This window comes from Streptomyces sp. B5E4 (assembly GCF_039871555.1).
Lineage (GTDB): Bacteria > Actinomycetota > Actinomycetes > Streptomycetales > Streptomycetaceae > Streptomyces.
Window position 1 is genome coordinate 48,362 of sequence record NZ_JBDPMI010000030.1, and the last position, 23,398, is coordinate 71,759.

General features: G+C 73.7%; 20 protein-coding genes and 1 riboswitch. Of the genes, 14 read left to right on the forward strand and 6 right to left on the reverse strand.

Translation table 11 applies throughout. From position 1 onward, the window contains the following. The first annotated feature begins 119 nt into the window (after positions 1-119). The 4 genes from hutU to hutI are packed head-to-tail and all read left to right on the forward strand — an operon-like array spanning position 120 to position 5,677. Entirely contained in the window at positions 120-1,805 is a 1,686-nt protein-coding gene (gene hutU, locus ABGA99_RS29405) for a urocanate hydratase (RefSeq protein ID WP_347580536.1), read from the forward strand. Next, positions 1,802-3,109: an allantoate amidohydrolase gene (locus tag ABGA99_RS29410; protein ID WP_347583802.1), complete on the forward strand. Its 1,308-nt coding sequence runs from the start codon at positions 1,802-1,804 to the stop codon at positions 3,107-3,109. The genes hutU and ABGA99_RS29410 overlap by 4 nt, the downstream gene beginning before the upstream one ends. Beyond that, a complete protein-coding gene (locus ABGA99_RS29415) occupies positions 3,106-4,446 on the forward strand; it encodes a formimidoylglutamate deiminase (protein WP_347580534.1) in 1,341 nt (446 codons plus the stop codon). The genes ABGA99_RS29410 and ABGA99_RS29415 overlap by 4 nt, the downstream gene beginning before the upstream one ends. Before the next feature lie 46 nt (positions 4,447-4,492). Then, a complete protein-coding gene (hutI, locus tag ABGA99_RS29420; protein ID WP_347583803.1) occupies positions 4,493-5,677 on the forward strand; it encodes an imidazolonepropionase in 1,185 nt (394 codons plus the stop codon). Positions 5,678-5,745: 68 nt separating this feature from the next. Here the strand turns inward: hutI and ABGA99_RS29425 are convergent, their stop codons facing one another. Continuing rightward, positions 5,746-7,089: an alpha/beta fold hydrolase gene (locus ABGA99_RS29425; RefSeq protein WP_347580532.1), complete on the reverse strand. Its 1,344-nt coding sequence runs from the start codon at positions 7,087-7,089 to the stop codon at positions 5,746-5,748. A 66-nt stretch (positions 7,090-7,155) separates the two neighbouring features. After that, complete coding sequence (locus ABGA99_RS29430) at positions 7,156-8,151, reverse strand: RNA polymerase sigma factor SigF (RefSeq protein WP_347580531.1); 996 nt, start codon at positions 8,149-8,151, stop codon at positions 7,156-7,158. Between the two features lie 245 nt (positions 8,152-8,396). On the opposite strand from ABGA99_RS29430, the gene ABGA99_RS29435 reads away from it, so the two are divergent. Together ABGA99_RS29435 and ABGA99_RS29440 are read left to right on the forward strand one after the other, a co-directional pair. Then, positions 8,397-8,765, forward strand: coding sequence for an STAS domain-containing protein (locus ABGA99_RS29435; RefSeq protein ID WP_347580530.1), 369 nt, complete (start codon positions 8,397-8,399; stop codon positions 8,763-8,765). Between the two features lie 201 nt (positions 8,766-8,966). Beyond that, complete coding sequence (locus tag ABGA99_RS29440) at positions 8,967-9,503, forward strand: ATP-binding protein (protein WP_347580529.1); 537 nt, start codon at positions 8,967-8,969, stop codon at positions 9,501-9,503. Between the two features lie 117 nt (positions 9,504-9,620). On the opposite strand, the gene ABGA99_RS29445 is transcribed toward ABGA99_RS29440, so the two are convergent. Continuing rightward, the gene (locus tag ABGA99_RS29445; RefSeq protein WP_347580528.1) at positions 9,621-10,562 is read right to left on the reverse strand and encodes an alpha/beta fold hydrolase; all 942 of its coding nucleotides are present in this window, start codon (positions 10,560-10,562) and stop codon (positions 9,621-9,623) included. 203 nt (positions 10,563-10,765) lie between these two features. Between ABGA99_RS29445 and ABGA99_RS29450 the strand changes: the two genes are divergently transcribed. Beyond that, positions 10,766-11,440: a response regulator transcription factor gene (locus ABGA99_RS29450; RefSeq protein ID WP_347580527.1), complete on the forward strand. Its 675-nt coding sequence runs from the start codon at positions 10,766-10,768 to the stop codon at positions 11,438-11,440. A gap of 27 nt (positions 11,441-11,467) precedes the next feature. Continuing rightward, complete coding sequence (locus tag ABGA99_RS29455) at positions 11,468-12,709, forward strand: ATP-binding protein (RefSeq protein ID WP_347580526.1); 1,242 nt, start codon at positions 11,468-11,470, stop codon at positions 12,707-12,709. A 109-nt stretch (positions 12,710-12,818) separates the two neighbouring features. On the opposite strand, the gene ABGA99_RS29460 is transcribed toward ABGA99_RS29455, so the two are convergent. Beyond that, positions 12,819-13,445, reverse strand: a complete 627-nt coding sequence (locus ABGA99_RS29460; RefSeq protein ID WP_347580525.1) for a GtrA family protein — start codon at positions 13,443-13,445, stop codon at positions 12,819-12,821. A gap of 134 nt (positions 13,446-13,579) precedes the next feature. Here ABGA99_RS29460 and ABGA99_RS29465 point away from each other — a divergent pair, with 134 nt between their 5' ends. The 4 genes from ABGA99_RS29465 (at position 13,580) to ABGA99_RS29480 (ending at position 18,209) form a co-directional block, all read left to right on the forward strand. Further along, positions 13,580-14,731: a 5-(carboxyamino)imidazole ribonucleotide synthase gene (locus tag ABGA99_RS29465; protein WP_347580524.1), complete on the forward strand. Its 1,152-nt coding sequence runs from the start codon at positions 13,580-13,582 to the stop codon at positions 14,729-14,731. 7 nt (positions 14,732-14,738) lie between these two features. Further along, positions 14,739-15,254, forward strand: coding sequence for a 5-(carboxyamino)imidazole ribonucleotide mutase (purE, locus tag ABGA99_RS29470; RefSeq protein ID WP_347580523.1), 516 nt, complete (start codon positions 14,739-14,741; stop codon positions 15,252-15,254). Positions 15,255-15,343: 89 nt separating this feature from the next. Continuing rightward, positions 15,344-16,552 (forward strand): dipeptidase, encoded by a 1,209-nt coding sequence (locus tag ABGA99_RS29475; RefSeq protein WP_347580522.1) that lies wholly within the window; start codon positions 15,344-15,346, stop codon positions 16,550-16,552. A gap of 240 nt (positions 16,553-16,792) precedes the next feature. Further along, positions 16,793-16,985, forward strand: a riboswitch (cyclic di-AMP (ydaO/yuaA leader). A 3-nt stretch (positions 16,986-16,988) separates the two neighbouring features. Beyond that, on the forward strand, positions 16,989-18,209 hold the full coding sequence (locus ABGA99_RS29480; RefSeq protein WP_347580521.1) for a transglycosylase family protein: 1,221 nt from the start codon (positions 16,989-16,991) through the stop codon (positions 18,207-18,209). A 116-nt stretch (positions 18,210-18,325) separates the two neighbouring features. Here the strand turns inward: ABGA99_RS29480 and ABGA99_RS29485 are convergent, their stop codons facing one another. After that, complete coding sequence (locus ABGA99_RS29485) at positions 18,326-19,666, reverse strand: UDP-glucose/GDP-mannose dehydrogenase family protein (RefSeq protein WP_347580520.1); 1,341 nt, start codon at positions 19,664-19,666, stop codon at positions 18,326-18,328. 102 nt (positions 19,667-19,768) lie between these two features. Here ABGA99_RS29485 and ABGA99_RS29490 point away from each other — a divergent pair, with 102 nt between their 5' ends. Both ABGA99_RS29490 and ABGA99_RS29495 read left to right on the forward strand, forming a co-directional pair. Further along, positions 19,769-21,073 (forward strand): LCP family protein, encoded by a 1,305-nt coding sequence (locus ABGA99_RS29490; RefSeq protein WP_347580519.1) that lies wholly within the window; start codon positions 19,769-19,771, stop codon positions 21,071-21,073. A gap of 110 nt (positions 21,074-21,183) precedes the next feature. Beyond that, entirely contained in the window at positions 21,184-22,341 is a 1,158-nt protein-coding gene (locus ABGA99_RS29495; RefSeq protein ID WP_347580518.1) for an acyl-CoA dehydrogenase family protein, read from the forward strand. A gap of 53 nt (positions 22,342-22,394) precedes the next feature. On the opposite strand, the gene ABGA99_RS29500 is transcribed toward ABGA99_RS29495, so the two are convergent. Next, the gene (locus tag ABGA99_RS29500; RefSeq protein ID WP_347580517.1) at positions 22,395-23,333 is read right to left on the reverse strand and encodes a DNA-3-methyladenine glycosylase 2 family protein; all 939 of its coding nucleotides are present in this window, start codon (positions 23,331-23,333) and stop codon (positions 22,395-22,397) included. Positions 23,334-23,398: the final 65 nt, after the last annotated feature.

Genomic DNA, 23,398 nt, shown 5'->3' on the forward strand with positions numbered 1-23,398 from the left:
GCAAATGCTGTCGTACAGGGTCCAACTGTCGGACGCGAGGCGGCCTTGACTAGGCTAATTCAGTCGCGTCAGGATGTGTTTCTGTTCATTCAGGACGGACGGCGCGCCAGGAGGCAGGCATGGCAGGACCCCGACCCGTGCGGGCCCCGCGCGGCACCCAGCCCCGCGCCCGCGGGTGGCAGCAGGAAGCCGCCCTGCGGATGCTGCAGAACAACCTCGACCCCGAGGTCGCCGAGCACCCCGACAAGCTCGTCGTCTACGGCGGCACCGGCAAGGCCGCCCGCGACTGGGACTCCTTCGACGCCATGGTGCGGACGCTGACCACCCTCGGCCCCGACGAGACCATGCTCGTCCAGTCCGGCCGCCCCGTCGGCGTCATGCAGACCCACGAGTGGGCGCCCCGCGTCCTCATCGCCAACAGCAACCTCGTCGGCGACTGGGCCACCTGGGAGGAGTTCCGCCGGCTGGAGGCCCTGGGGCTGACCATGTACGGCCAGATGACCGCCGGTTCGTGGATCTACATCGGCACGCAGGGCATCCTCCAGGGCACGTACGAGACCTTCGCCGCCGTCGCCGCGAAACGGTTCGGCGGCACCCTCGCCGGGACGATCACCCTCACCGCGGGACTCGGCGGCATGGGCGGCGCCCAGCCGCTCGCCGTCACCATGAACGACGGCGTCGCGCTCTGCATCGAGTGCGACCCCTCCCGCATCGAGCGCCGCCTGGAGCACGGCTACCTCGACGCGAAGGCCGACAGCCCGGAGCACGCCCTGCGGCTGGCCACCGAGGCCCGCGACGCCCGCCGCCCGCTGTCCGTCGGCGTCCTCGGCAACGCCGCCGAGCTGGTGCCCCGGTTGCTCGCCGCCGGGGCCCCGATCGACATCGTCACCGACCAGACCTCCGCCCACGACCCGCTGGCGTACCTCCCCCTCGGCGTCGACTTCGCCGACATGGCCGCCTACGCCGCCGAGAAGCCCGCCGACTTCACCGTCCGCGCCCGCGAGTCGATGGCCCGGCACGTCGAGGCCATGGTCGGCTTCCAGGACGCCGGCGCCGAGGTCTTCGACTACGGCAACTCCCTCCGCGGCGAGGCCAAGCTCGCCGGCTACGCGCGCGCCTTCGACTTCCCCGGCTTCGTACCCGCCTACATCCGCCCCCTGTTCAGCGAGGGCAAGGGCCCCTTCCGCTGGGCGGCGCTCTCCGGCGACCCGAAGGACATCGCCGCCACCGACCGCGCCGTCCTCGACCTCTTCCCCGGGAACGAGTCGCTGGCCCGCTGGATCCGGCTGGCCGGCGAGCGCGTCTCGTTCCAGGGCCTGCCCGCCCGCATCTGCTGGCTCGGCTACGGCGAGCGCGACCGGGCCGGCGAGCGGTTCAACGACATGGTGGCGAGCGGCGAGCTGGCCGCGCCGCTGGTCATCGGCCGCGACCACCTCGACTGCGGCTCGGTGGCGTCCCCGTACCGCGAGACCGAGGCCATGCGCGACGGCTCCGACGCCATCGCGGACTGGCCCCTGCTCAACGCCATGGTCAACGTCGCCTCCGGCGCCTCCTGGGTCTCGATCCACCACGGCGGCGGCGTCGGCATGGGGCGCTCGCTGCACGCCGGCCAGGTCACCGTCGCCGACGGCACGGCGCTCGCGGGCGAGAAGATCCGCCGGGTGCTGACCAACGACCCGGGCATGGGCGTCATCCGGCACGTCGACGCGGGCTACGAGCGGGCCGAGGAGATCGCGGCGGAGCGGGGCGTGCGCGTACCGATGAGGGAGAACACCCCGCCCGGCGAAGGCGACTCCGCGCCGTGAGCCCGTCGTCGTTCCAGGAGATGTGGCGCGAGCTGCGCCCCCTCGGGCGGTACGCGCCCTCCGGCGGCTACCGCCGGTTCGCGTGGACGGCGGCGGACGCCGACTGCCGGGCCTGGTTCCGCGCGCAGGCGAGCGCGCGCGGCCTCGCCTACGAGACCGACCGCAACGGCAACCAGTGGGCCTGGCTCGGCGACCCGGCCGCCGGCGGTGCCGTGGTCACCGGCTCGCACCTCGACTCCGTACCCGACGGGGGCGCCTTCGACGGCCCCCTCGGGGTCGTCTCCGCCTTCGCCGCCCTCGACGAGCTGCGCGCCCGCGGCGCCCGCCCCGACCGCCCCCTCGGCGTCGTCAACTTCGGCGACGAGGAAGGCGCCCGCTTCGGCCTGGCCTGCGTCGGCTCCCGGCTGGCCGCCGGGCAGCTCACCGCCGCCGCCGCCCACGAGCTGCGCGACGCCGACGGCGTCACCCTGCCGCGGGCGATGGAGCGCGCGGGCCACGACCCCGCCGCCCTCGGCCCCGACCCCGGGCGGCTGGCGCGCATCGGCGCCTTCGTCGAGCTGCACGTCGAGCAGGGCGTGGCGCTCGCCGGTACGGAGCACGCGGTCGGCGTGGCGTCGGCGATCTGGCCGCACGGCCGCTGGCGGTTCGACTTCCGCGGCGAGGCCAACCACGCGGGCACGACCCGGATGGAGGACCGCCACGACCCGATGCTGACCTACGCCCACACGGTGCTCTCCGCCCGCAAGAAGGCCGCGCAGGCCGGTGCCCGCGCCACCTTCGGCAAGGTCGCCGTCGAGCCCAACGGCGTCAACGCCATCCCCGCGCTCGTCCGCGGCTGGCTCGACTCCCGCGCCGCCGACGAGGAGACCCTGCACACCCTCGTCGCCGCCGTCGAGCAGGCCGCCCGCGAGCGCGCCGGCCGCGACGGCACCGCGCTGGAGGTCACCCGCGAGTCGCTGACGCCCGTCGTCGACTTCGACCACGCCCTGCGCGACCGCCTCGCCGCGCGCCTCGGCGGCGCGCCCCTGCTTCCGACGGGGGCGGGACACGACGCCGGGATCCTGTCCGGGGCGGTGCCGGCGGCCATGCTGTACGTACGGAATCCGACGGGCGTCTCGCACGCGCCGGCCGAGTCGGCCGACGAGGACGACTGTGCGGCGGGCGTACGGGCGCTGGCGGACGTGCTGGCGGACCTGGCCGGCGACGAGGACGGTGCACGACGGCCGGCACCGGAGCCGGCAGAGCCGGCCTCGGCACCGGGGCCGGACGAGGGCAGGGCGCAACGGTCGGAAGGGGCCGCGTGACGACGTACTGGGCGGAGCAGGCGTGGGTCGGCGGCGTCGTCGAACCCGGCGTCGTCCTGGAGACGCGGGCGTCCGGCGGGCTGCTCGCCGCGGTACGGACCGGGGCCGGTGCACCGCCGCCGGGCGCCGTCGTCCTGCGCGGCCTCACCCTCCCCGGCCTGGCGAACGCCCACAGCCACGCCTTCCACCGCGCCCTGCGCGGCACCGTCCAGGTCGGCTCCGGCACGTTCTGGACCTGGCGCGAGGTGATGTACGGCGTCGCCGACCGGCTCACCCCCGACACGTACTACGACCTCGCCCGCGCCGTCTACGCCGAGATGGCGCTCGCCGGCGTCACCTGCGTCGGCGAGTTCCACTACGTCCACCACGCGCCCGGCGGCGCCCGCTACGACGACCCCAACGCCATGGGCCACGCGCTGATCGCCGCCGCCGCGGCGGCCGGGATCCGGCTGACCCTGCTCGACACCGCGTACCTGGCCTCCGGCTTCGGCCACCCCCCCGGGCGGCACCAACTCCGCTTCAGCGACGGCGACGCCGACGCATGGGCCGCCCGCGTGGCCGCCCTCGACCCCGACGACGACACCGCCCGCGTCGGCGCCGCCGTCCACTCCGTACGCGCCGTCCCGGCCGGCCAGCTCGCCACCGTCGCCGGCTGGGCCGCGGCGCGCCGCGTCCCGCTCCACGTCCACCTCTCCGAGCAGCCCGCCGAGAACGAGGCGTGCCTCGCCGCCCACGGCGTCACCCCCGCCCGTCTCCTCGCCGACCACGGCGTCCTCGGCCTCCACACCACCGCCGTGCACGCCACCCACCTCACCGCCGACGACCGCACCCTCCTCGGCCGCAGCAGCACCGGCGTGTGCATGTGCCCCACCACAGAACGGGACCTCGCGGACGGCATCGGCCCCGCCGCGGCCGTGGAGCGGGCGGGCAGCCCGCTGTCGCTGGGCAGCGACAGCCACGCCGTGATCGACCTCTTCGAGGAGGCGCGGGCGCTGGAGCTGAACGAGCGGCTGCGCACCCGCCGCCGCGGCCACTGGACCGCCCACCAGTTGCTGCGCGCCGCCACCGAGGGCGGCTACGAAGCCCTCGGCTGGGACGCGCCGGCCCGGCTGGAGCCGGGCGGCCTCGCGGACTTCACCACCGTGGCGCTGGACAGCGTGCGCACGGCGGGCGCGGTGCCGCGGCTCGGCGCGGAGACGGCGGTGTTCGCGGCGACGGCGGCGGACGTGCGGCACACGGTGGTGGGGGGCCGGCACGTCGTACGGGACGGGGTGCACGCGCTCGTGGAGGACGTACCCGGGGCGCTGACGGCGGCGCTCGCGGCGCTGCGCGGCTGACTCCCGTATCCCCGTCCCGCACGCCACCGACCCCGAGGGCAGGAACATGACCGCCACCGCCATCGTCAACATCGGCAGCCTGGTCACCAACGACCCGGCCCTCGGCGACGGGCCGCTCGGCCTGCTTCAGGACGCGGCCGTCGTCTTCGACGGCGACCGCGTCGCCTGGGTCGGCGCGGCCGACGCGGCGCCGGCCGCGGACGTGGCGTACGACGCGGCGGGCCGGGCCCTGCTGCCGGGCTTCGTCGACTCGCACTCCCACCTCGTCTTCGCCGGCGACCGCACCCGCGAGTTCGCCGCCCGGATGTCAGGCCGCCCGTACACGGCGGGCGGCATCCGCACGACGGTCGCCGCCACCCGCGCCGCGACCGACGAGGAACTGGCGGCCAACCTCGCCCGGTTCGTCCGGGAGATGCTCCGCCAGGGCACGACGACGCTGGAGACGAAGTCCGGCTACGGGCTGACCGCGGCGGACGAGGCGCGGGGACTGCGGGTCGCGGCGGAGCAGGTGGAGGAGGTCACGTACCTCGGTGCCCATGTCGTCGCGCCGGAGTACGCGGACGATCCGGGCGCGTACGTCGACCTGGTCACCGGCGAGATGCTGGACGCCTGTGCGCCGTACGCGCGGTGGATCGACGTCTTCTGTGAGAAGGGCGCGTTCGACGGCGACCAGGCGCGGGCGGTCCTCGTGGCCGGGAAGGTACGCGGCCTGACCCCGCGGGTGCACGCGAACCAACTGTCGTACGGGCCGGGGGTGCAGCTCGCCGTCGAGCTGGAGGCCGCCTCCGCGGACCATCTGACGCATCTGACCGACGCGGACGTGGCCGCGCTGGCGTCGGGGGTGACGGTGGCGACGTTCCTGCCGGGCTGCGAGTTCTCGACGCGGGCGGTCTATCCGGACGTGCGCCGGGTGCTGGACGCGGGAGTGACGGTGGCGCTGTCGACGGACTGCAACCCGGGCTCCTCGTTCACCAGCTCCATGCCGTTCTGCGTGGCCGTCGCGGTACGGGAGATGGGCATGACGCCGGACGAGGCGGTGTGGTCCGCGACGGCGGGCGGCGCGGCGGCGCTGCGGCGCACGGACGTGGGCTGCCTCGCGCCGGGCGCGCGGGCGGACGCGGCGCTGCTGGACGCGCCCAGCCACGTACACCTGGCGTACCGGCCGGGGGTGCCGCTGGTGGCGGAGGTGTGGCGCCGGGGGGAGCGGGTGACCGCGCCGGGCGGCAACTGAGGAGCGACGACCGGGCGCGGGCGTGCCGGCCGGCAACTGAGGACGGACGACCGACGCGAGCGCGCCGGTCAGCAACCGTTGCCGGCGTCCGGCTCCGCCGCGGGCCGCGCCGTCAGATGGTCCACCGCCGCGCGCTCCGCGCACTCGTTGCCGAAGCCCACCAGCCCGTGCCGCCCGCCCGGCACCGTCAGCAGCGGCGCCCGGAACCGCATCGCGACGCGCTCCGCGCCCGCCGCCGGCGTGCGGATGTCGTCCTCGCTGTTGACCAGCAGCAGATCCGCCCCGTCGGCCGCGCCGTGGTCCCCCTCGCCGGCCCCGGGCCGGACCGCGCCCAGCGGCTCCCCGCGCCCCGGCCAGTGCACGCAGGGCGCGTAGTCGCGCGCCACCGTCCGCGTCCGCCACCGTGCCTCGTGAGCGTCGTCCAGCTCCCGCAGCAGCGCCCGCAGGTTCCCCGGCCACCGGAAGTCGGTGCAGTGGACCCCCAGGAAGAGGGCGAGCGGCGGCGGCCCCGGGTCCAGTTCGTCGAACGCCGCCCGCACGTCGGGCGGTACCGCCTTCGATGCGGCTCCGGGCACCGGCTCCGGCACGTGTTCGTCGTCCAGTTCCTGGCGGGTGTGCAGCGTCCTCAGTACATAGGACGTGCCCCGCCGGTCCGGGTCGACGACTCCGTCGAAGACCGCCGCGCGCACCCGCTCCGGGTGGCGGCTCAGGTAGACCTGGCCGGCCACCGTGGCGTACGAGTGCAGCAGCAGGCTGATCCGCTCCTCGCCCAGCGCCCGCCGGACCCGCTCCAGGTCCGTCGCGCCGGCGCGGGAGCCGAGGCGGGCCAGCAGCGGGCCGTAGGAGATGCGGCAGCCCTCTACGTAGTCGCGGGCGGCGGCGTCGACGGCGGTGACGTCCCGGACGAGCCGGAGGCTGCGCGCGGTGCCGAGGCGGTCCAGGGCGCCGGCGGGCTCACCGCAGTCGACGCGGTGGCTGCGGCCGGTGCCGCGGCGGTCGTAGCCGACGATGTCGAAGCGGTCGCGCAGCGCGCGGGGGTAGTCGACGCCGGCCGAGACGGCCTCCTGGAGGCCCGACAGGCCCGGTCCGCCGGGCGCGAGGACGAGCGCCCCGATGCGGCGGCCGGGGTCGCGGGCGGGCAGCCGGGAGAGCGCGAGGCGGAGGGTCTCGTGGCCGTCCCCGCCGACGGGCACGGTGACGCCGCGGCACTCGCGCCGCTCCATGCCCGTCAGCGGGCAGGGGGTCCACTCCTCGCCGCCGGGGGCCGGTTCGTACGAGGCGGGACCGGCGTCCGGCGACTCCGGCCCGTCCCCGCCCGGCAGTCCGCACGCGCTCGTCCACGCCAGCGCCAGCGCCGTGAGCAGGGCGGGCACCGGGGCCGGGCGGCCGGGCCGCCGTCGGGGGGAGGCCATGGGGCGATCATGGCACCGCCTCCCCGGAAACCCGGGGAGGCGGGAGGCGAGGAGGCGGCCCGCGGCCTACTCCTCGACCATCAGCCCCTTGCGCAGCCGCACCAGCGTCCGCGACAGCAGCCGCGAGACGTGCATCTGCGAGATGCCCAGCTCCTCGCCGATCTCCGACTGGGTCATGTTGGCCACGAAGCGCAGCGAGAGGATCTTCCGGTCGCGCGGCGTGAGCTCCGCTATCAGCGGCTTGAGGGACTCGACGTACTCGATGCCCTCCAGGCCGTGGTCCTCGTAGCCGATGCGGTCGGCGAGGGCGCTCTCGGAGTCGTCCTCCTCGGGCTGGGCGTCCAGCGAGCTGGCGGTGTAGGCGTTCGAGGCGGCCATGCCCTCGATGACCTCGTCCCGGCCGATGTCCAGCCGCTCGGCCAGCTCGTCGACCGTGGGGGCGCGGTCGAGCTGCTGTGCCAGCTCGTCGCCCGCCTTCGCCAGGTCGAGGCGCAGCTCCTGCAGCCGCCGCGGGACGCGTACGGACCAGGAGGTGTCGCGGAAGAAGCGCTTGATCTCGCCGATGATCGTCGGCATCGCGAAGGTGGGGAACTCCACCCCGCGGGTGGGCTCGAAGCGGTCGATCGCCTTGATGAGCCCTATGGTGCCGACCTGGATGATGTCCTCCATCGGCTCGCTGCGCGAGCGGAACCGGGAGGCGGCGAACTTCACCAGCGCCAGGTTGAGTTCGATCAGGGTGTTGCGCACGTACGAGTACTCGTGGGTGCCCTCTTCGAGGGTGCCGAGCCGGTCGAAGAGGGTCTTCGACATGGCCCGCGCGTCCGCGGGGGCGACCTCGTCGAAGGCGATGCCCTCCAGCTCGTCGATGCTCCCCGTGAACGCCGCCGCGGTGCCGGCGGTGCCGGCGGTGTCCTCGGTGGCCGGGTCGGCGGAGTCCTCGCCGCCGGTCTCGCCACGGGAGACGACGGTGTCCGCGCCGTGGTGCTCAGTGTGGTCGTCGCCGCGCTCGGCGTGGGGTCGTGCCGGCGGCGTGCTCGCCGCGGCGTCGAGCCGGGTTGACATTTGTCCTCCATCGTTCTCGGCAATGCGGCTGCCGATGCCAGTTCTTGTCCGCTGTGGTCTGCGGCGCCTCCCAAGGCCACGTGTGGTGAGTCCCTCTAGCCCTACCCGCTTCTCCCCTCCGGTGCAAGAATCAGGTGTCCGTATTTGCCCTATTATGTTGGTTGTTCGGGTGCCGAACGTGTGACCAAAGGCGTAAGGTCGGGGCTGCATTGCACGACAGTCCGAAGGTCAGGAGACAAGCGCGCATGGACGCCGGAACCGCCGGAAGCCCGAGCCGCGGCCGACTGCACGTCGACGTGCGGGTCCATGGCGGGAGCGCCGTCCTCACACCAGCGGGTGAACTCGACTACCACACGGCCGAGGTGCTGCGGGAGCCGCTGGAGCGATGTATCGCCGGCGGCCGCAGCCGGCTCGTACTCGACTGCTCACGCCTGGAGTTCTGCGACTCGACCGGGCTGAACGTGCTCCTCGGTGCCCGCCTCAAAGCCGAGGCCGACGGGGGAGCCGTGCACCTCGCGGGGCTGCAGCCCGTGGTGGCCAGAGTCTTCGAGATCACGGGTGCGGAGGCAGTCTTCTCCCTGCACGACACCCTGGAGGCCGCACTCGCGGAGTGACCTCCCGGTCGCCGGATGCCGGGTGGGGCAGGTGCGGCAGGTGATGCGCGTCACAGCGTCCCGGGGAAACTCGGGGGTGTTTCCGCGATCTCGTAGGGCAGAAGCCCAGGCGAAACTTCTGGAACGGGCAGGAAGGGCGCGAATGCGCGGGACGGGTGCGCGAACGGGCGTGCAGTTGCGCGAAGGGGGTGTCGTGAGGCGATGAGCTTCAGGTCGTTGCCGCCGGGTGCACTGCCACCGGAGGGCGAGGCCGGCAGCGGCGCCGCCGCGCCCGCGCGCCGGGGCGCCGAGGCCGCCGCGGCCGATCCGGCCGGCGAGCCCGCCCCCGCGGGACAGGTGCGCCGGCTGCGGCTCGTCGGCGCCAGCGGCATGGTGCCCCGCGCCCGCGACTTCGCCCGCCGGGCGCTGGAGGACTGGGGCTGGCTGCCCGCGGTCAACGCCGAGCAGCGCGCGGCCGCGGAGGACGTCCTGCTCGTCGTCTCGGAGCTGGTCACGAACGCCTGCCTGCACGGCGGCGGCCCGGACGAACTGCGGCTGCGCACGGCGGGCAAGGTGCTGCGGCTGGAGGTCAGCGACTCCGGCACGGGCACACCCGAGCCGCGCACCCCGCACCGGGCCAGCAGGCCGGGCGGGCACGGGATGTTCATCGTGCAGCGGCTGTGCCTCGACTGGGGCGTGCAGCGGGAGACGGGAGCGGCGGGCAAGACGGTGTGGGCGGAGCTGTCGGCGCCGCTCTGACGTGTCGTACGTACCACTGACGGTTCGTCATACGGGCCGCTTGCCGTACGCCGTAGGTGTCCCGGCCGCCGCACATCGTACGAGCCGATGGTCCTACGCCCCACCCGCCGCGTACGCCTAGCCGATCCGCCCCCGCAGCCACCCCTCGATCCCCTCCAGCACCCCCGGCCGGGTCAGCAGCCGCATCCCGTGCGCGCTGCCCGGCACCACCCGCACCCGTACGTCCCCCGGCGGCATTCCGCGCGCCCGCTCCGCCGCCGCCACCGCCTCGGAGTGGTACGCCGGGACGAAGTCGTCCGCCGAGTGGAGCAGCAGCATCGGGGCGTCGTCCCGCCCGGACGCCTCGCTCCGCGGGTCCAGCGACCACCACGCCCGCCGGCACGCCGGGTCAACCGACAGCGCCGGGGCGCCGTCCGGTACGCACCCCGCCAGTCGCTCCGCGCTCGCCCGCAGCCGCCGCTCCGCCGCCGTCGCCCCCGGCGCCCCGCCGTCCAGCCAGGCCCGGTACGGCGACGCCACCGGCGACAGCGCCACCACCCCGGCGCTGTGCGACGCCCCCGCCCCGTACACGGCCGCGGCGACGGCGAGCTGCCCGCCCGCCGACGAGCCCAGCACCGCCACGCGCGCCGGATCCACGGCGTACCCGGCGGCGTTGCGCCGCACCCACCGCAGCGCCGCCAGCACGTCGTCCCGCTGCCCCGGCCACGGCACCCCGGGGGCCAGGCGGTACCCGGCGTCGAAGACCGCGTAGCCGCGCCGGGCGAAGGCCCGCGCCCAGTCCTCCCAGTCGGTGTCGTACGACCAGTACCCGCCGTGCACCACCACGAGGCCGCCGCGGAGCACCCGCCGCGGCTGCCAGTGGACGATGACCCGCTGCCGCGGATGCTCCCCGTACGCCTCGACACTGCGCCTGAGCGCCCCGGCTGCGCCGGCGCGCTGCTCCGCCGTGCGCTCCGCGGGCACGATCCCGGCCGGCTGCACCACCACCGCCGTGAGCGCCGCGGCGGTCCCCAGCACCGCGGCCACGAGCCGCCGCCACCGGACCCGTACCGCAGCCATCGCACCCGCCTCCCCGCGGACCGGCCGGCCCGGTGCCCTCATGGTCGCCGACGACGCCCCGCCCCGCGATCCGGCGACCGCGACCCGGTGGGCGGCGCGAACCGGCGCACGAGCGCCGCCGAGGCGTTCGACCGCGTACCGGGAGGTGAGGGAACCCGACGCCACCGGCCCACTCTCGGTGACGGGAGGTCTACCATCGCACCATGACCCGAGTACTGCTGGCCGAGGACGACGCGGCCATCTCGGAACCGCTGGCCCGCGCGCTGCGCCGGGAGGGCTACGAGGTGGAGGTCCGAGAAGACGGTCCCACGGCGCTCGGTGCCGGGCTCCGCGGCGGCGTCGACCTCCTCGTGCTCGACCTGGGCCTGCCCGGCATGGACGGCCTGGAGGTGTGCCGGCGGCTGCGCGCCGACGGGCACGGCTTCCCCGTTCTGGTGCTCACCGCCCGCGCGGACGAGGTGGACACCGTCGTCGGCCTCGACGCGGGCGCCGACGACTACGTCACCAAGCCCTTCCGCCTCGCCGAGCTGCTCGCCCGGGTCCGCGCCCTGCTGCGCCGCGGCTCCACCGAGGCGCAGCCGCCCGCCACCCACGGCGTACGCATCGACACCGACTCGCACCGTGCCTGGCTCGGCGACGAGGAGCTGCAGCTCACGGCGAAGGAGTTCGACCTGCTGCGGGTGCTGGTGCGCGACGCGGGCCGGGTCGTCACGCGCGAGCAGTTGATGCGCGAGGTGTGGGACACGACGTGGTGGTCGTCCACCAAGACGCTCGACATGCACATCTCGTGGCTGCGCAAGAAGCTCGGCGACGACGCCGCGAACCCCCGCTACATCGCGACGGTCCGCGGAGTGGGCTTCCGCTTCGAGAAGAGCTAGGCCGGCCGCCCGCGGCCTCCGGCAGCCATGCGCAGACGGCTCATCAACAGCACCCTCGCGGTCGTGCTCGTCGTCATCGCCGTCTTCGGCGTCTCGCTCGTCATCGTCGAGACCCGCACCATCGAGGCCGCCGCGCGCGACCGGGTGCAATCCGAGGCCGTGCGGCTGTTCAGCGTCGTGGAAGGCAAGATCGCCGACGATGCGCGGGTGACCCGCCAGGCGCTCGCCGCGCAGGTCACGGACGGGCGCTACGCCGAGGTGGAGCTGCCGGGCGGGCCGCCGCTCAAGATCGGTGAGCGGCCCGAGGGCTCGGTCATCGAGGCCACCGAGACCGGCAGCAGGGGCGAGCGGGTCACGGTCAAGGAGGCCCGCGACCGGGTCAACGACGAGCTGGGCCAGACCCTGCTGATCATCTTCGCCGTGGCGCTGCTGGCCGTCGGCGCCGCCGTGCTGCTCGCCGTCCGCCAGGCCAACCGCCTCACCGCACCGCTCACCGACCTCGCCGAGACCGCCGAGCGCCTCGGCTCCGGCGACCAGCGCACCCGCCACCGCCGCTACGGTGTCCCCGAGCTGGACCGCGTCGCCGACGTGCTGGACGCCAGCGCCGAGCGGATCGCGCGGATGCTCACGGCCGAGCGGCGGCTGGCCGCGGACGCCTCCCACCAGCTCCGTACGCCGCTGACCGCGCTGTCCATGCGGCTGGAGGAGATCGCGCTCACCGACGACCCGGCGACGGTCAAGGAGGAGGCGGCGGTCGCGCTCACCCAGGTGGAGCGGCTGACGGACGTGGTGCAGCGGCTGCTGACCAAGTCCCGGGACCCCAAGGCCGGCGCGGGCATGGGCTTCGACCTGGACGAGGTCGTCAAGCAGCAGTTGGAGGAGTGGCGGCCCGCGTACCGCGGCGAGGGGCGGGCGATCGTCCGCTCCGGCAAGAAGAAGCTGCGTGCTGTGGGCACGCCGGGGGCGGTGGCGCAGGTGCTCGCGACGCTGATCGAGAACGCGCTGATGCACGGCGCGGGGACCGTCGCGCTGCGCACCCGGGTCACGGGCAACCAGGTGGTCGCGGAGGTCACGGACGAGGGCCCGGGCGTGCCCGCGGACCTCGGCTCCCGGGTCTTCGAGCGTACGGTCAGCGGGCGCAACTCGACGGGGCTGGGGCTGGCGGTCGCCCGCGACCTGGCGGAGGCGGACGGGGGGCGGCTGGAGCTGGTGCAGCAGAAGCCGACGACGTTCGCGCTGTTCCTCGCGCGGGAGCACGAGGACCACTGAGGGGGCGTACGGGCCGCGCGGCGGGCTCCGGTACGGGGGCGCGAGGACGGCTTGCGGGGGTACGGGGCGCGTACGGGTGGTGCGCGAAGGCTCGTACGCCAAGCGGACGCTACCGCCGCGCTCCGACCGCCTCTTCCTGCGCCTCGGGTTCCTCCGGCTCCTCGGACTCCTCGGGCGCCTTGGACTCCTCGGGCGCCTTGGACTCCCGCGGCTTCCGCCGGCTGCCCGGGATCCGCACCTCGGGGTCCGCGGCTATCTCGCCGGCTTCGCCGGGCTCCGCGGGCGCGGCGGCGGGCCGGGCCGCGGGCACCGCACGGAACACCCAGCTCCGGTACGACCAGAAGCGGAACAGCGACGCCACCCCGATCCCCAGGAACTTGAAGATGTTGTTCTGCAGCGGGGTGTCCCAGTCGAACCCGTACGTGGCGACGTACAGCACGCCGTTCTCGATGACGAGCCCGGCGGTGCTGAAGACCAGGAACAGGGTGAACTCGCGCGGCGGCCGGGTCTTGTCCCGGTCGCGGTACGTGAAGTACCGGAAGCCTATGTAGTTGAAGATGATCGCGACGGCCGTCGCGATCATGCTGCAGCGGACCACGGGCAGCTCCGTGGAGTTCCGCACGAGGTTGAAGACCGCCAGGTTGACCAGGACGCCGACGCCCCCGACCGCCGCGAACTCGGCCACCTCGCGGCTCAGGCGGCGCAGCCGCGATACCCCCGGGTGCCGTGCACTCATCAAGATCGTCAGACTCCGATGGTCGGTTGCGTTCCCCTGGTCCCGGTCCTCTCCGGCGGACCGGAGACCTCATGCTAACCGGGCCCGCCGACGGAGGGGGCGGGTCCGCCCGGCCGGCCGATACGCTGGGACGCGTGACATTCCCGGTAGTCGGCATGATCGGCGGGGGACAGCTCGCCCGGATGACCCACCAGGCAGGCATCCCCCTCGGCATCAGGTTCAAGCTCCTCAGCGGCACCAGCACGGACTCCGCGGCCCTGGTGGCGGGCGACACGGTCGTCGGGGATTACCGCGATCTCGACACGCTGCGTGAGTTCGCCCGCGGCTGCGACGTGATCACGTTCGACCACGAGCACGTACCGACCGAGCATCTGCGGGCCCTGCAGGCCGAGGGCGTCGCGGTCAGGCCGGGCCCGGACGCGCTGGTGTACGCGCAGGACAAGGGCGCGATGCGGGCCCGGCTGACGGAGCTGGGCATCCCCTGCCCGCGGCACCGGATCGTGTCGGGACCGGCGGACGTGGCGCGCTTCGCGCGCGAGGGCGGCGGCTTCCCGGTGGTGCTGAAGACGGTCCGCGGCGGGTACGACGGCAAGGGCGTGTGGGTCGTACGTACGGAGGAGGACGCCGCGCAGCCGTTCCGCGCGGGCGTCCCGGTGCTGGCCGAGGAGCTGGTCGACTTCCGCCGCGAGCTGGCCGCGAACGTCGTCCGCTCGCCCAGCGGCCAGGCGGTCGCGTACCCGGTGGTGGAGTCCGTCCAGGTCGGCGGCGTCTGCGACACGGTCATCGCCCCGGCGCCCGGGCTGGCGCCGGAGGCCGCGGTGCGGACGCAGCAGCTCGCGCTGCGGATCGCGATGGAGCTGGACGTCGTGGGCCACCTCGCGGTGGAGCTGTTCGAGGCGGCCGGCCCGGACGGCGAGCCCCGGATCCTCGTCAACGAGCTGGCCATGCGCCCGCACAACTCCGGCCACTGGACCCAGGACGGCGCCGTCACCTCGCAGTTCGCCAACCACGTACGCGCCGTGCTCGACCTGCCGCTGGGCGACCCGCGCCCGCGCGCCCCGTGGACGGTGATGGCGAACGTCCTCGGCGGCGACTACCCCGACATGTACCCGGCGTACCTGCACTGCATGGCCCGGGACCCGGGGCTCAAGATCCACATGTACGGCAAGGACGTGAAGCCCGGCCGCAAGGTCGGCCACGTCAACACCTATGGCGACGACCTGGCCGACGTGCGCGCACGCGCCCGCCACGCCGCCGACTACCTGCGGGGGACGATCACGGAATGAGCATCGTATGAGCGCGGAGAACAGCCCGCTGGTCGGCATCGTCATGGGCTCCGACTCCGACTGGCCGGTCATGGAGGCGGCGGCGCAGGCCCTCGACGAGTTCGAGGTCCCGTACGAGGTCGACGTCGTCTCCGCGCACCGGATGCCGCGCGAGATGATCTCCTACGGCGAACAGGCCGCGGCCCGCGGCCTGCGCACCCTCATCGCCGGCGCCGGCGGCGCCGCCCACCTCCCGGGCATGCTCGCCTCCGTCACCCCCCTCCCGGTCATCGGCGTCCCGGTGCCCCTGAAGTACCTCGACGGCATGGACTCCCTGCTCTCGATCGTCCAGATGCCCGCGGGCGTCCCGGTCGCCACGGTCTCCGTGGCCGGCGCCCGCAACGCGGGCCTCCTGGCCGCCCGCATCCTGGCCACCCACGACGAGGACCTCCGCGCCCGGATGACGACGTTCCAGGAGGATCTGAACGCCCAGGCCCAGGAGAAGGGCGCCCGTCTCCGCCGCAAAACCACCCCCGCCACCTGACACACCGTCCGATCCGGGCCCGGTCGCCCTGCTGTCAGCCTGCGCGGATAGCGTGTACCTCACGCTATCCGCGCAGGGAGGACGACCCCATGACCAGCGAACTCATCGCGCGTGCGCGCGAGGTGCTGCGGGCGCACCCCGTCGTCGACGGGCACAACGACCTTCCCTGGGCCCTGCGCGAGCAGGTGACGTACGACATCGACCGGCGCGACATCGCCGTCGACCAGAGTGCGCGGCTGCACACCGACATCCCGCGGCTGCGGGCCGGCGGGGTGGGGGCGCAGTTCTGGTCCGTGTACGTGAGCACCGAGCTGGCCGGGGACGCCGCCGTGAGTGCGTGTCTGGAGCAGATCGACGTGGTGCGGCAGCTCGTCGACCGCTATCCGGGGGAGCTGCGACTCGCCGTGACCGCCGACGAGGTGGAGGCGGCGCGGGCCGACGGGCGGATCGCCTCGCTGATGGGGGCCGAGGGCGGGCACTCCATCGCCAACTCGCTCGCCACCCTCCGCGCCTTCCACCGGCTCGGCGTGCGCTACATGACGCTCACGCACAACGACAACACCGACTGGGCCGACTCCGCCACCGACGAGCCGCGGCACGGCGGGCTCACCGCCTTCGGCGAGGAGGTGGTGCGCGAGATGAACCGGGTCGGCATGCTCGTCGACCTCTCCCACGTGGCTCCCGCGACCATGCGCCACGCGCTGCGCGTCACCGAAGCGCCGGTCGTTTTCTCCCATTCGTCCGCTCGCGCCATGTGTGACCACCCACGCAACATTCCGGACGACGTGCTGGAAATGCTCCCCGCCAACGGCGGTGTGGCGATGGCCACGTTCGTGCCGAAGTTCGTCCTGCCCGCCGCCGTGGCGTGGACCGCGGAGGTGGACGCGCACATGAGCGCCCGGGGCCTGGACCCCTTCGGTGCGGACGGCGAAGCGGTCCGTGTGCGGCGTGCGTTCGAGGAGGCGAACCCGCGGCCGCAGGCGACGGCCGCGACCGTGGCGGATCATCTGGATCATATGCGCGAAGTGGCGGGAATCGACCATATCGGTATCGGGGGCGACTTCGACGGCACGCCGTTCACGCCGGAAGACCTCGCCGACGTGGCCGGTTATCCGCACCTCGTCGCCGAGCTCCTGCACCGCCGTTGGTCGGAAGAAGACCTGGCCAGGCTGCTGTGGGCCAACGCGCTACGGGTGTTGCGCGACGCCGAGGCGGCGGCGCGCGAAGTGGCCGCGCGGCGCGGCCCGTCGATCGCCACCATCGAACAGCTCGACGGCCCCGCGGAGGTCCAGAAGTGAGCAGAGTGACATAAGTCACTCACAGAATTTTCACGCCCTGGGGCAATGTGTCCGACTCCTCTGATGTCGACAAGTCTCCACCGGGGAGAGGGGTTTGAGGACCGGCGCGGGATGTGGCGATTGTCGGGCTGATTCCGATGTGATGTGGGGAACGGCCTTGATGACGGTTCACAGCTTGTTCTGTTTTCGGCTGTGTGATTACGGTGCTCGCCGTGCTCGCGCCACCGATGCGGGTACCTCGTCGCCGTAACGCCGAATCCTGTCGGCGGCGACGGGCAGGCACTTCAGCTTTCACGGCAGGAGCGGGGGACCCAGGTAAGTGCCGGCCTGCGCGCAAGCGCGGGACGGCTTGGGGTGAAGCCATGCTCCGCATGGCCGGGCATCTCCAGCTCGAACCCGACAGCTCACCTCGCAGGCGTCGGAGAGGAGCATGTCCATGTCCGCACGCGGACGTCACCGTCGCCTGGGCCGGATAGCCCGGGGCAGCAGGGCCCTCATCATCACCGCCGGCAGCGCCGGCGTCGCCATCCCCCTCATCGCCGGCGGCCACGCCCAGGCCGCCTCCGTCGACACCTGGGACCGCGTGGCCCAGTGCGAGAGCGGCGGCGACTGGAGCATCAGCACGGGTAACGGCTTCTACGGCGGGCTGCAGTTCGTGCAGAGCACCTGGGAGGGCTTCGGTGGCACGCAGTACGCGCCGCGCGCCGACCAGGCCACCAAGGAGCAGCAGATCGAGATCGCCGAGAAGGTCCTCGCCTCGCAGGGCCCCGGCGCCTGGCCGGTCTGCTCGGTCCAGGCCGGACTCACCCAGGGCGGCCCCGCCCCGGACCTCTCCACCGGTGGTGGCGAGAACAGCGAGCCCGCGGCGCAGACCGGGTCCGAGCAGCCCGCCCGGCAGGAGCAGGCCGCGAAGGAGGAGGCCCCGAAGCAGGACAAGGCGCCGGAGAAGAAGTACGAGAAGGCCGGCGACTACACCGTCGTCTCCGGCGACACCCTGTGGGACATTGCTCGCAAGCACGGCATCGCGGGCGGTTGGCAGTCGATCTACGAGGGCAACAAGGACGTCATCGGCGACGACCCGGACCTGATCTTCCCCGGTCAGAAGTACGAGTTCGACGGCGGCGACGAGGTCACCCTGGAGGAGCCGGAGACCACGTCGGCCCAGCCGTCCGCCGCGCAGCAGGAGGAGCCGGCGGCCGAGGAGCCGCAGCAGGAGGAGCAGTCCGCCGAGGCCGCTCCCGCGGGCGGGTTCTCCGCCCCGATCGACGCCGGTCTCTCCACGGCGTACCGGGCCGCGGGCGGCTCGTGGTCCAGCGGTTACCACACCGGTGTCGACTTCTCCGCCGGCACCGGCACCCCGGTCAAGGCCGTCACCTCCGGCACCGTCGTCAAGGCCGGCAACGGCGCCGACGGCGGCGCGTACGGCATCGCCGTCGTGATCAAGCACGACGACGGCCGCTACAGCCAGTACGCCCACCTGTCGTCCACCTCGGTGAGCGTGGGCCAGAGCGTGGGCGCCGGCGACCAGATCGGTCTGGTCGGTTCCACCGGCAACTCCACCGGGCCGCACCTGCACTTCGAGGTGCGCACCAGCCCGGACTACGGTTCGGACGTCGACCCGGTCGCGTACCTGCGCGACAACGGCGTCTCCCTCTGAGGGTCCCCCGCACGGCGCAGCCCCCCGTTTCCGGCGGAACGGGGGGCTCTGCGTGCCCGGCGTCGGGGCCACGGCGTACGGGACGGCCCGCCGCGCCGGCACCGCCCGGGTGCGCGCTACGCCGTCGGGCGGCCCATCGCGCGGAACGTCCAGCCCGCGGCGCGCCACGGCACCGGGTCGAGCGTGTTCCGGCCGTCGATCAGATGCGGCCGGGAGACGACCGTCGCCAGATGCCCGGCGTCGAGGGCGCGGAACTCCGGCCACTCGGTGACGTGCAGCACGAGGTCGGCGCCGCGCAGCGCGTCCTCCGCCGACCCGGCGTAGCGCAGGGTGGGGAAGAGGCGCCGGGCGTTGTCCATGCCCTTCGGGTCGTAGACGGTGACCTGGCCGCCCTGGAGGTGGATCTGGCCGGCGACGTTGAGCGCGGGCGAGTCGCGTACGTCGTCGGAGTCGGGCTTGAACGTCGCGCCCAGCACGGCGATCCGCTGCCCGAGGAAGGAGCCGTCGCAGGCTTCGCGGGCGAGTTCGACCATGTGGGCGCGGCGGCGCATGTTGATCGAGTCGACCTCGCGGAGGAACGTCAGCGCCTGGTCCGCGCCGAGTTCGCCGGCGCGGGCCATGAAGGCGCGGATGTCCTTGGGCAGGCAGCCGCCGCCGAAGCCGATCCCGGCGCGCAGGAACTTCTTGCCGATCCGGTCGTCGTAGCCGATGGCCTCGGCCAGCTTGACGACGTCACCGCCCGCGGCCTCGCAGATTTCGGCCATGGCGTTGATGAACGAGATCTTGGTGGCGAGGAAGGCGTTGGCGGCCGTCTTCACCAGTTCGGCGGTCGGGTAGTCGGCGACCACGAACGGCGTACCGGAGTCCAGCGGCGTGGCGTACACCTCGCGCAGCACCTTCTCGGCGCGCTCGCCCGCCACGCCGACGACGATACGGTCCGGGCGCAGGGTGTCCTCGACGGCGAAGCCCTCGCGCAGGAACTCCGGGTTCCACGCCAGCTCGGCCTGCTCGCCCGCCGGCGCCAGTTCGGCCAGCCGGCGCGCCAGCCGGGCCGCGGAGCCCACCGGCACCGTGGACTTGCCGACGACCAGGCACGGGCGGTCGAGCCGGGGCGCCAGGGTGTCGATCGCGGCGTCGACGTAGCTCATGTCGCAGCCGTACTCACCCTGCTTCTGCGGCGTGTTGACACAGACGAAGTGCACGTCGCCGAAGGCCGCGGCCTCCGCGTACGACGTGGTGAAACGCAGCCGGCCGGACGAGCCCTCGACGCCGGGGACGTGCCGGCGCAGCAGGTCTTCCAGGCCCGGCTCGTAGATCGGCACTCTGCCCGTGGACAGCAGCTTGACCTTCTCCTCGATCACGTCCAGGCCGAGCACGTCGAAGCCCAGCTCCGCCATCGCGGCGGCGTGCGTGGCCCCGAGGTAGCCGGTGCCGATGACGGTGATCTTCAAGGTCATGGTCCCGAGCATAACGGCGGGCTCCGACACACCCACCTGGGCAACCATGGGCCCGGGTGCGGAGTCTGACTCATGAACGTGCACGAATAAGGAGTGGGGATCGTGGCGAGGCAGCATCTGGACGGAGCGGGCAGCGGAACCGACGAGCCCGGCACGCCGCGCGCCCGCGAACCGGAGGCGCCGTACGCCGGGGACATGTCGACGGCGGCGCACGCGGCGTACGTGGACGCGGCGTTCGCGCCGGGCGCGCAGGGGACGCCGGGCGCACCGGGAACGGACCCGGACGTGCCCAAGGGAACCGACGGCCGGGGCCCGGCCGCCGACCCGGCCGGCCCGCCCCCCGACGACCCCGCCGACGCCCCCTCGCACGCCGCGCCCCGCCGCCGCATGGGCCGCGGCCGCAAGGTGCTCCTCGGCGCCGTGATCATGCTGGTCGCCGGCGTGCTCATGGCCGCCGGCGGCCTCTGGTGGGCGTACGAGCACTACACCGGGCGCGTCGACCGCATCCCGAACGCCTTCCCGACGAACGTCCCCGACAAGCACCAGCCGGCGCCGTCCAAGGGCGGCGAAACGTACCTTCTCATCGGCGTCGACGCCCGCTCCGACCTCCCGCTCACCGGCGACGGCGCCGGTGAGCACAGCTGGCAGCCGGGTGCGCAGCGCAGCGACACGATGATGCTCGTCCACCTCCCCGAGGGCCGCGACGGCGGCTACGTCGTCTCCCTGCCCCGCGACTCCTGGGTGAACATCCCCGGCCGGGGCGACGCCAAGCTCAACGCGGCCTTCTCCTACGGCGGCCCTCCGCTGCTCATCGACACCGTGCAGCGCATGACGGAGGTCAAGATCGACCACCTCGCGGTGATCGACTGGAGCGGCTTCAAGCGGCTCACCGACGCCGTGGGCGGCGTGGACATCACCATCGACGAGACCACCCCGCGCCGCAACGGCGGCGGCGAGTGGACGGCCGGCACGCACCACATGGACGGCCGGACCGCCCTCGACTACGTACGCGAACGCCACGGCCTGCCCCGCGGCGACCTCGACCGCACCCAGCGGCAGCAGAACTTCCTGCGCGCCGTCATCACCGAGACGATGTCGTCGGACAACTTCTCCAACCCGCTCAAGGTCAAGCGCCTGCTGGACGCGGTGACCGCCACCGTCAGCGTCGACGACCGGTTCTCGGACGGCGCGATGCGCGACCTGATGTGGGACATGAAGGGCGTGCGCTCCAGCGACCTGGTGTTCATGAACGCGCCGGTCGCGGGTCTCGACATGATCGACGGCCAGTCGGTGGTGCTGCTGGACGACAAGGCGGGCGCCCCCCTGTGGGAGGCCATGCGGAACGACACCATGGCGCAGTACGTCGAGAAGTACCCGACCGACCGCCTGGGCGGCACGGCACCCTGAGCCCGCGCCCCGGCTCCTGTCGCCAACGTCACGTAGGTCCGCCCGCCGCGCACGGCATACCATCGGAACTACTTGACGGTAATGAGCATGCGCGGGAATGGGAGAGAGCCTTGGCAGGAGCGCCCGAATTCGACCTGTACCGCCCGGCCGAGGAGCACGACATGCTCCGCGACGCCGTGCGCTCGCTCGCCGAGGCGAAGATCGAGCCCTTCGCGGCCGAGGTGGACGAGGAGGCGCGCTTCCCGCAGGAGGCCCTGGACGCGCTCGTCAGCAACGACCTGCACGCCGTCCACGTCCCCGAGGCCTACGGCGGCGCGGGCGCGGACGCCCTGGCGACCGTCATCGTCATCGAGGAGATCGCCCGCGTCTGCGCCTCGTCCTCCCTCATCCCGGCCGTCAACAAGCTCGGCTCGCTGCCCCTGATGCTCTCCGCCTCGGAGGAGCTGAAGGCGAAGTACCTGACGCCGCTGGCGAGCGGCGAGGCGATGTTCTCGTACTGCCTCTCCGAGCCCGAGGCCGGCTCCGACGCGGCCGGCATGAAGACCCGCGCCGTACGGGACGGCGACTCCTACGTCCTCAACGGCGTCAAGCGCTGGATCACCAACGCGGGCGTCTCCGAGTACTACACGGTGATGGCCGTCACCGACCCGGAGAAGCGCTCCAAGGGCATCTCCGCCTTCGTCGTCGAGAAGTCCGACGAGGGCGTCTCCTTCGGCGCCCCGGAGAAGAAGCTCGGCATCAAGGGCTCGCCCACCCGCGAGGTCTACCTCGACAACGTCCGCATCCCCGCGGACCGCATGATCGGCGCCGAGGGCACGGGCTTCGCCACCGCGATGAAGACCCTCGACCACACCCGCATCACCATCGCCGCCCAGGCCCTCGGCATCGCCCAGGGCGCCCTCGACTACGCCAAGGGCTACGTCCGCGAACGCAAACAGTTCGGCAAGCCGGTGGCGGACTTCCAGGGCGTCCAGTTCATGCTCGCCGACATGGCGATGAAGATCGAGGCCGCCCGCCAGCTCACCTACGCCGCGGCCGCCACGTCCGAACGCGGCGGCGCGGACCTCACCTTCCAGGGCGCCGCCGCCAAGTGCTTCGCCTCCGACACGGCGATGGAGGCGACCACGGACGCGGTCCAGCTCCTCGGCGGCTACGGCTACACACGCGACTACCCGGTCGAGCGCATGATGCGCGATGCCAAGATCACCCAGATCTACGAGGGCACCAACCAGGTCCAGCGCATCGTCATGGCCCGCAACCTGCCCTGACGTCCGGACCCGCCCCGGAGCGGGGCGGGTGGGACGGCACGGCCCCGCGCCGGTCAGAGGCGGGCTATGTCCGGGATGGCGGCCTTGGGTTTGCGGCGCGGGGGCATCCCGCCCAGGAGGCAGATGTAGCGCGTGGCGCGGTGGCGTTGGGACTGCGGCTCGTAGGGGGCGAGCAACTCCAGCATGCGGGCGTCGTCCGCGTTGCGTTCGCGCACCAGCGTGTAGCCCACGATGCGGGGAAGGTGCAGGTCGCCGATCGTGACCGCGTCGGCCGCGCCGATGACGCGCTGGAGGGTTTCGGCCGCCGTCCAGGGGCCGATGCCGGAGATGGCGGTGAGGCGGCGGGTGGCCGCTTCGAGGTCCATGTCCGCTGCCGCCTGCAGGGCGCGGGCGCGGCGCACGGCTCGTACGATCGTCGCCGCGCGCTTGCCGTCGACGCCCGCGCGGTGCCACTCCCAGGACGGGATCATCGCCCAGCCGTGCGCGTCGGGCATCACCCGCATCCGCAGCTCGGTCCCTGCCGGGCCGGGGGCCGGTGTGCCGTAGCGGTACAGCAGCAGGCGCCAGGAGTGGTACGCCTCGTCCGTGGTGACCTTCTGTTCCAGCACCGACGGGATCAGCGACTCCAGCACCAGACCGGTGCGGATCAGGCGCAGGCCCGGGTGGCGGCGGCGGGCTTCGTGGACGATCCGGTGGCGCGGTGTGAACGGCTCCGGGTCGTCCTGCGCGCCCAGCAGCGCCGGGAGTCCGTCCAGCAGCCACTCCGCGCCCGGCCCCCACGCCTCGGCGGCGACCGCGCCGCCCGCCGGGGCGACGCGCAGCGTGCCGGGGCCCGCGGGGGTGCGGCTCGCCCGCCAGATCGCGCCGTCCGCGACGCAGAACGCCGGGTCTCGCGGGCCCCGCCGCAGCACGCCCAGGGTGCGCCTCAGGTCGTACGGGACAGGGGGTGCCCAGGTCCGGCTACGGACGCGGTCGTCGGGGGCGGCAGGCACGTCGCACGACTCTAGCCTCCGTCGCCGACAGCCACGGCGGCGGCCGGGGCCCGGAGTTGTCCACC

Coding starts and splice junctions, on each gene's coding strand:
- ABGA99_RS29455 (WP_347580526.1), top strand. CDS start 11,468: ATGCGCAGACGGCTCATCAACAGCACCCTCGCGGTCGTGCTCGTCGTC.
- ABGA99_RS29475 (WP_347580522.1), top strand. CDS start 15,344: ATGACCAGCGAACTCATCGCGCGTGCGCGCGAGGTGCTGCGGGCGCAC.
- ABGA99_RS29480 (WP_347580521.1), top strand. CDS start 16,989: ATGTCCGCACGCGGACGTCACCGTCGCCTGGGCCGGATAGCCCGGGGC.
- ABGA99_RS29450 (WP_347580527.1), top strand. CDS start 10,766: ATGACCCGAGTACTGCTGGCCGAGGACGACGCGGCCATCTCGGAACCG.
- ABGA99_RS29425 (WP_347580532.1), bottom strand. CDS start 7,089: ATGGCCTCCCCCCGACGGCGGCCCGGCCGCCCGGCCCCGGTGCCCGCC.
- hutI (WP_347583803.1), top strand. CDS start 4,493: ATGACCGCCACCGCCATCGTCAACATCGGCAGCCTGGTCACCAACGAC.
- ABGA99_RS29460 (WP_347580525.1), bottom strand. CDS start 13,445: ATGAGTGCACGGCACCCGGGGGTATCGCGGCTGCGCCGCCTGAGCCGC.
- ABGA99_RS29435 (WP_347580530.1), top strand. CDS start 8,397: ATGGACGCCGGAACCGCCGGAAGCCCGAGCCGCGGCCGACTGCACGTC.
- hutU (WP_347580536.1), top strand. CDS start 120: ATGGCAGGACCCCGACCCGTGCGGGCCCCGCGCGGCACCCAGCCCCGC.
- ABGA99_RS29445 (WP_347580528.1), bottom strand. CDS start 10,562: ATGGCTGCGGTACGGGTCCGGTGGCGGCGGCTCGTGGCCGCGGTGCTG.
- ABGA99_RS29440 (WP_347580529.1), top strand. CDS start 8,967: ATGAGCTTCAGGTCGTTGCCGCCGGGTGCACTGCCACCGGAGGGCGAG.
- purE (WP_347580523.1), top strand. CDS start 14,739: ATGAGCGCGGAGAACAGCCCGCTGGTCGGCATCGTCATGGGCTCCGAC.
- ABGA99_RS29430 (WP_347580531.1), bottom strand. CDS start 8,151: ATGTCAACCCGGCTCGACGCCGCGGCGAGCACGCCGCCGGCACGACCC.
- ABGA99_RS29485 (WP_347580520.1), bottom strand. CDS start 19,666: ATGACCTTGAAGATCACCGTCATCGGCACCGGCTACCTCGGGGCCACG.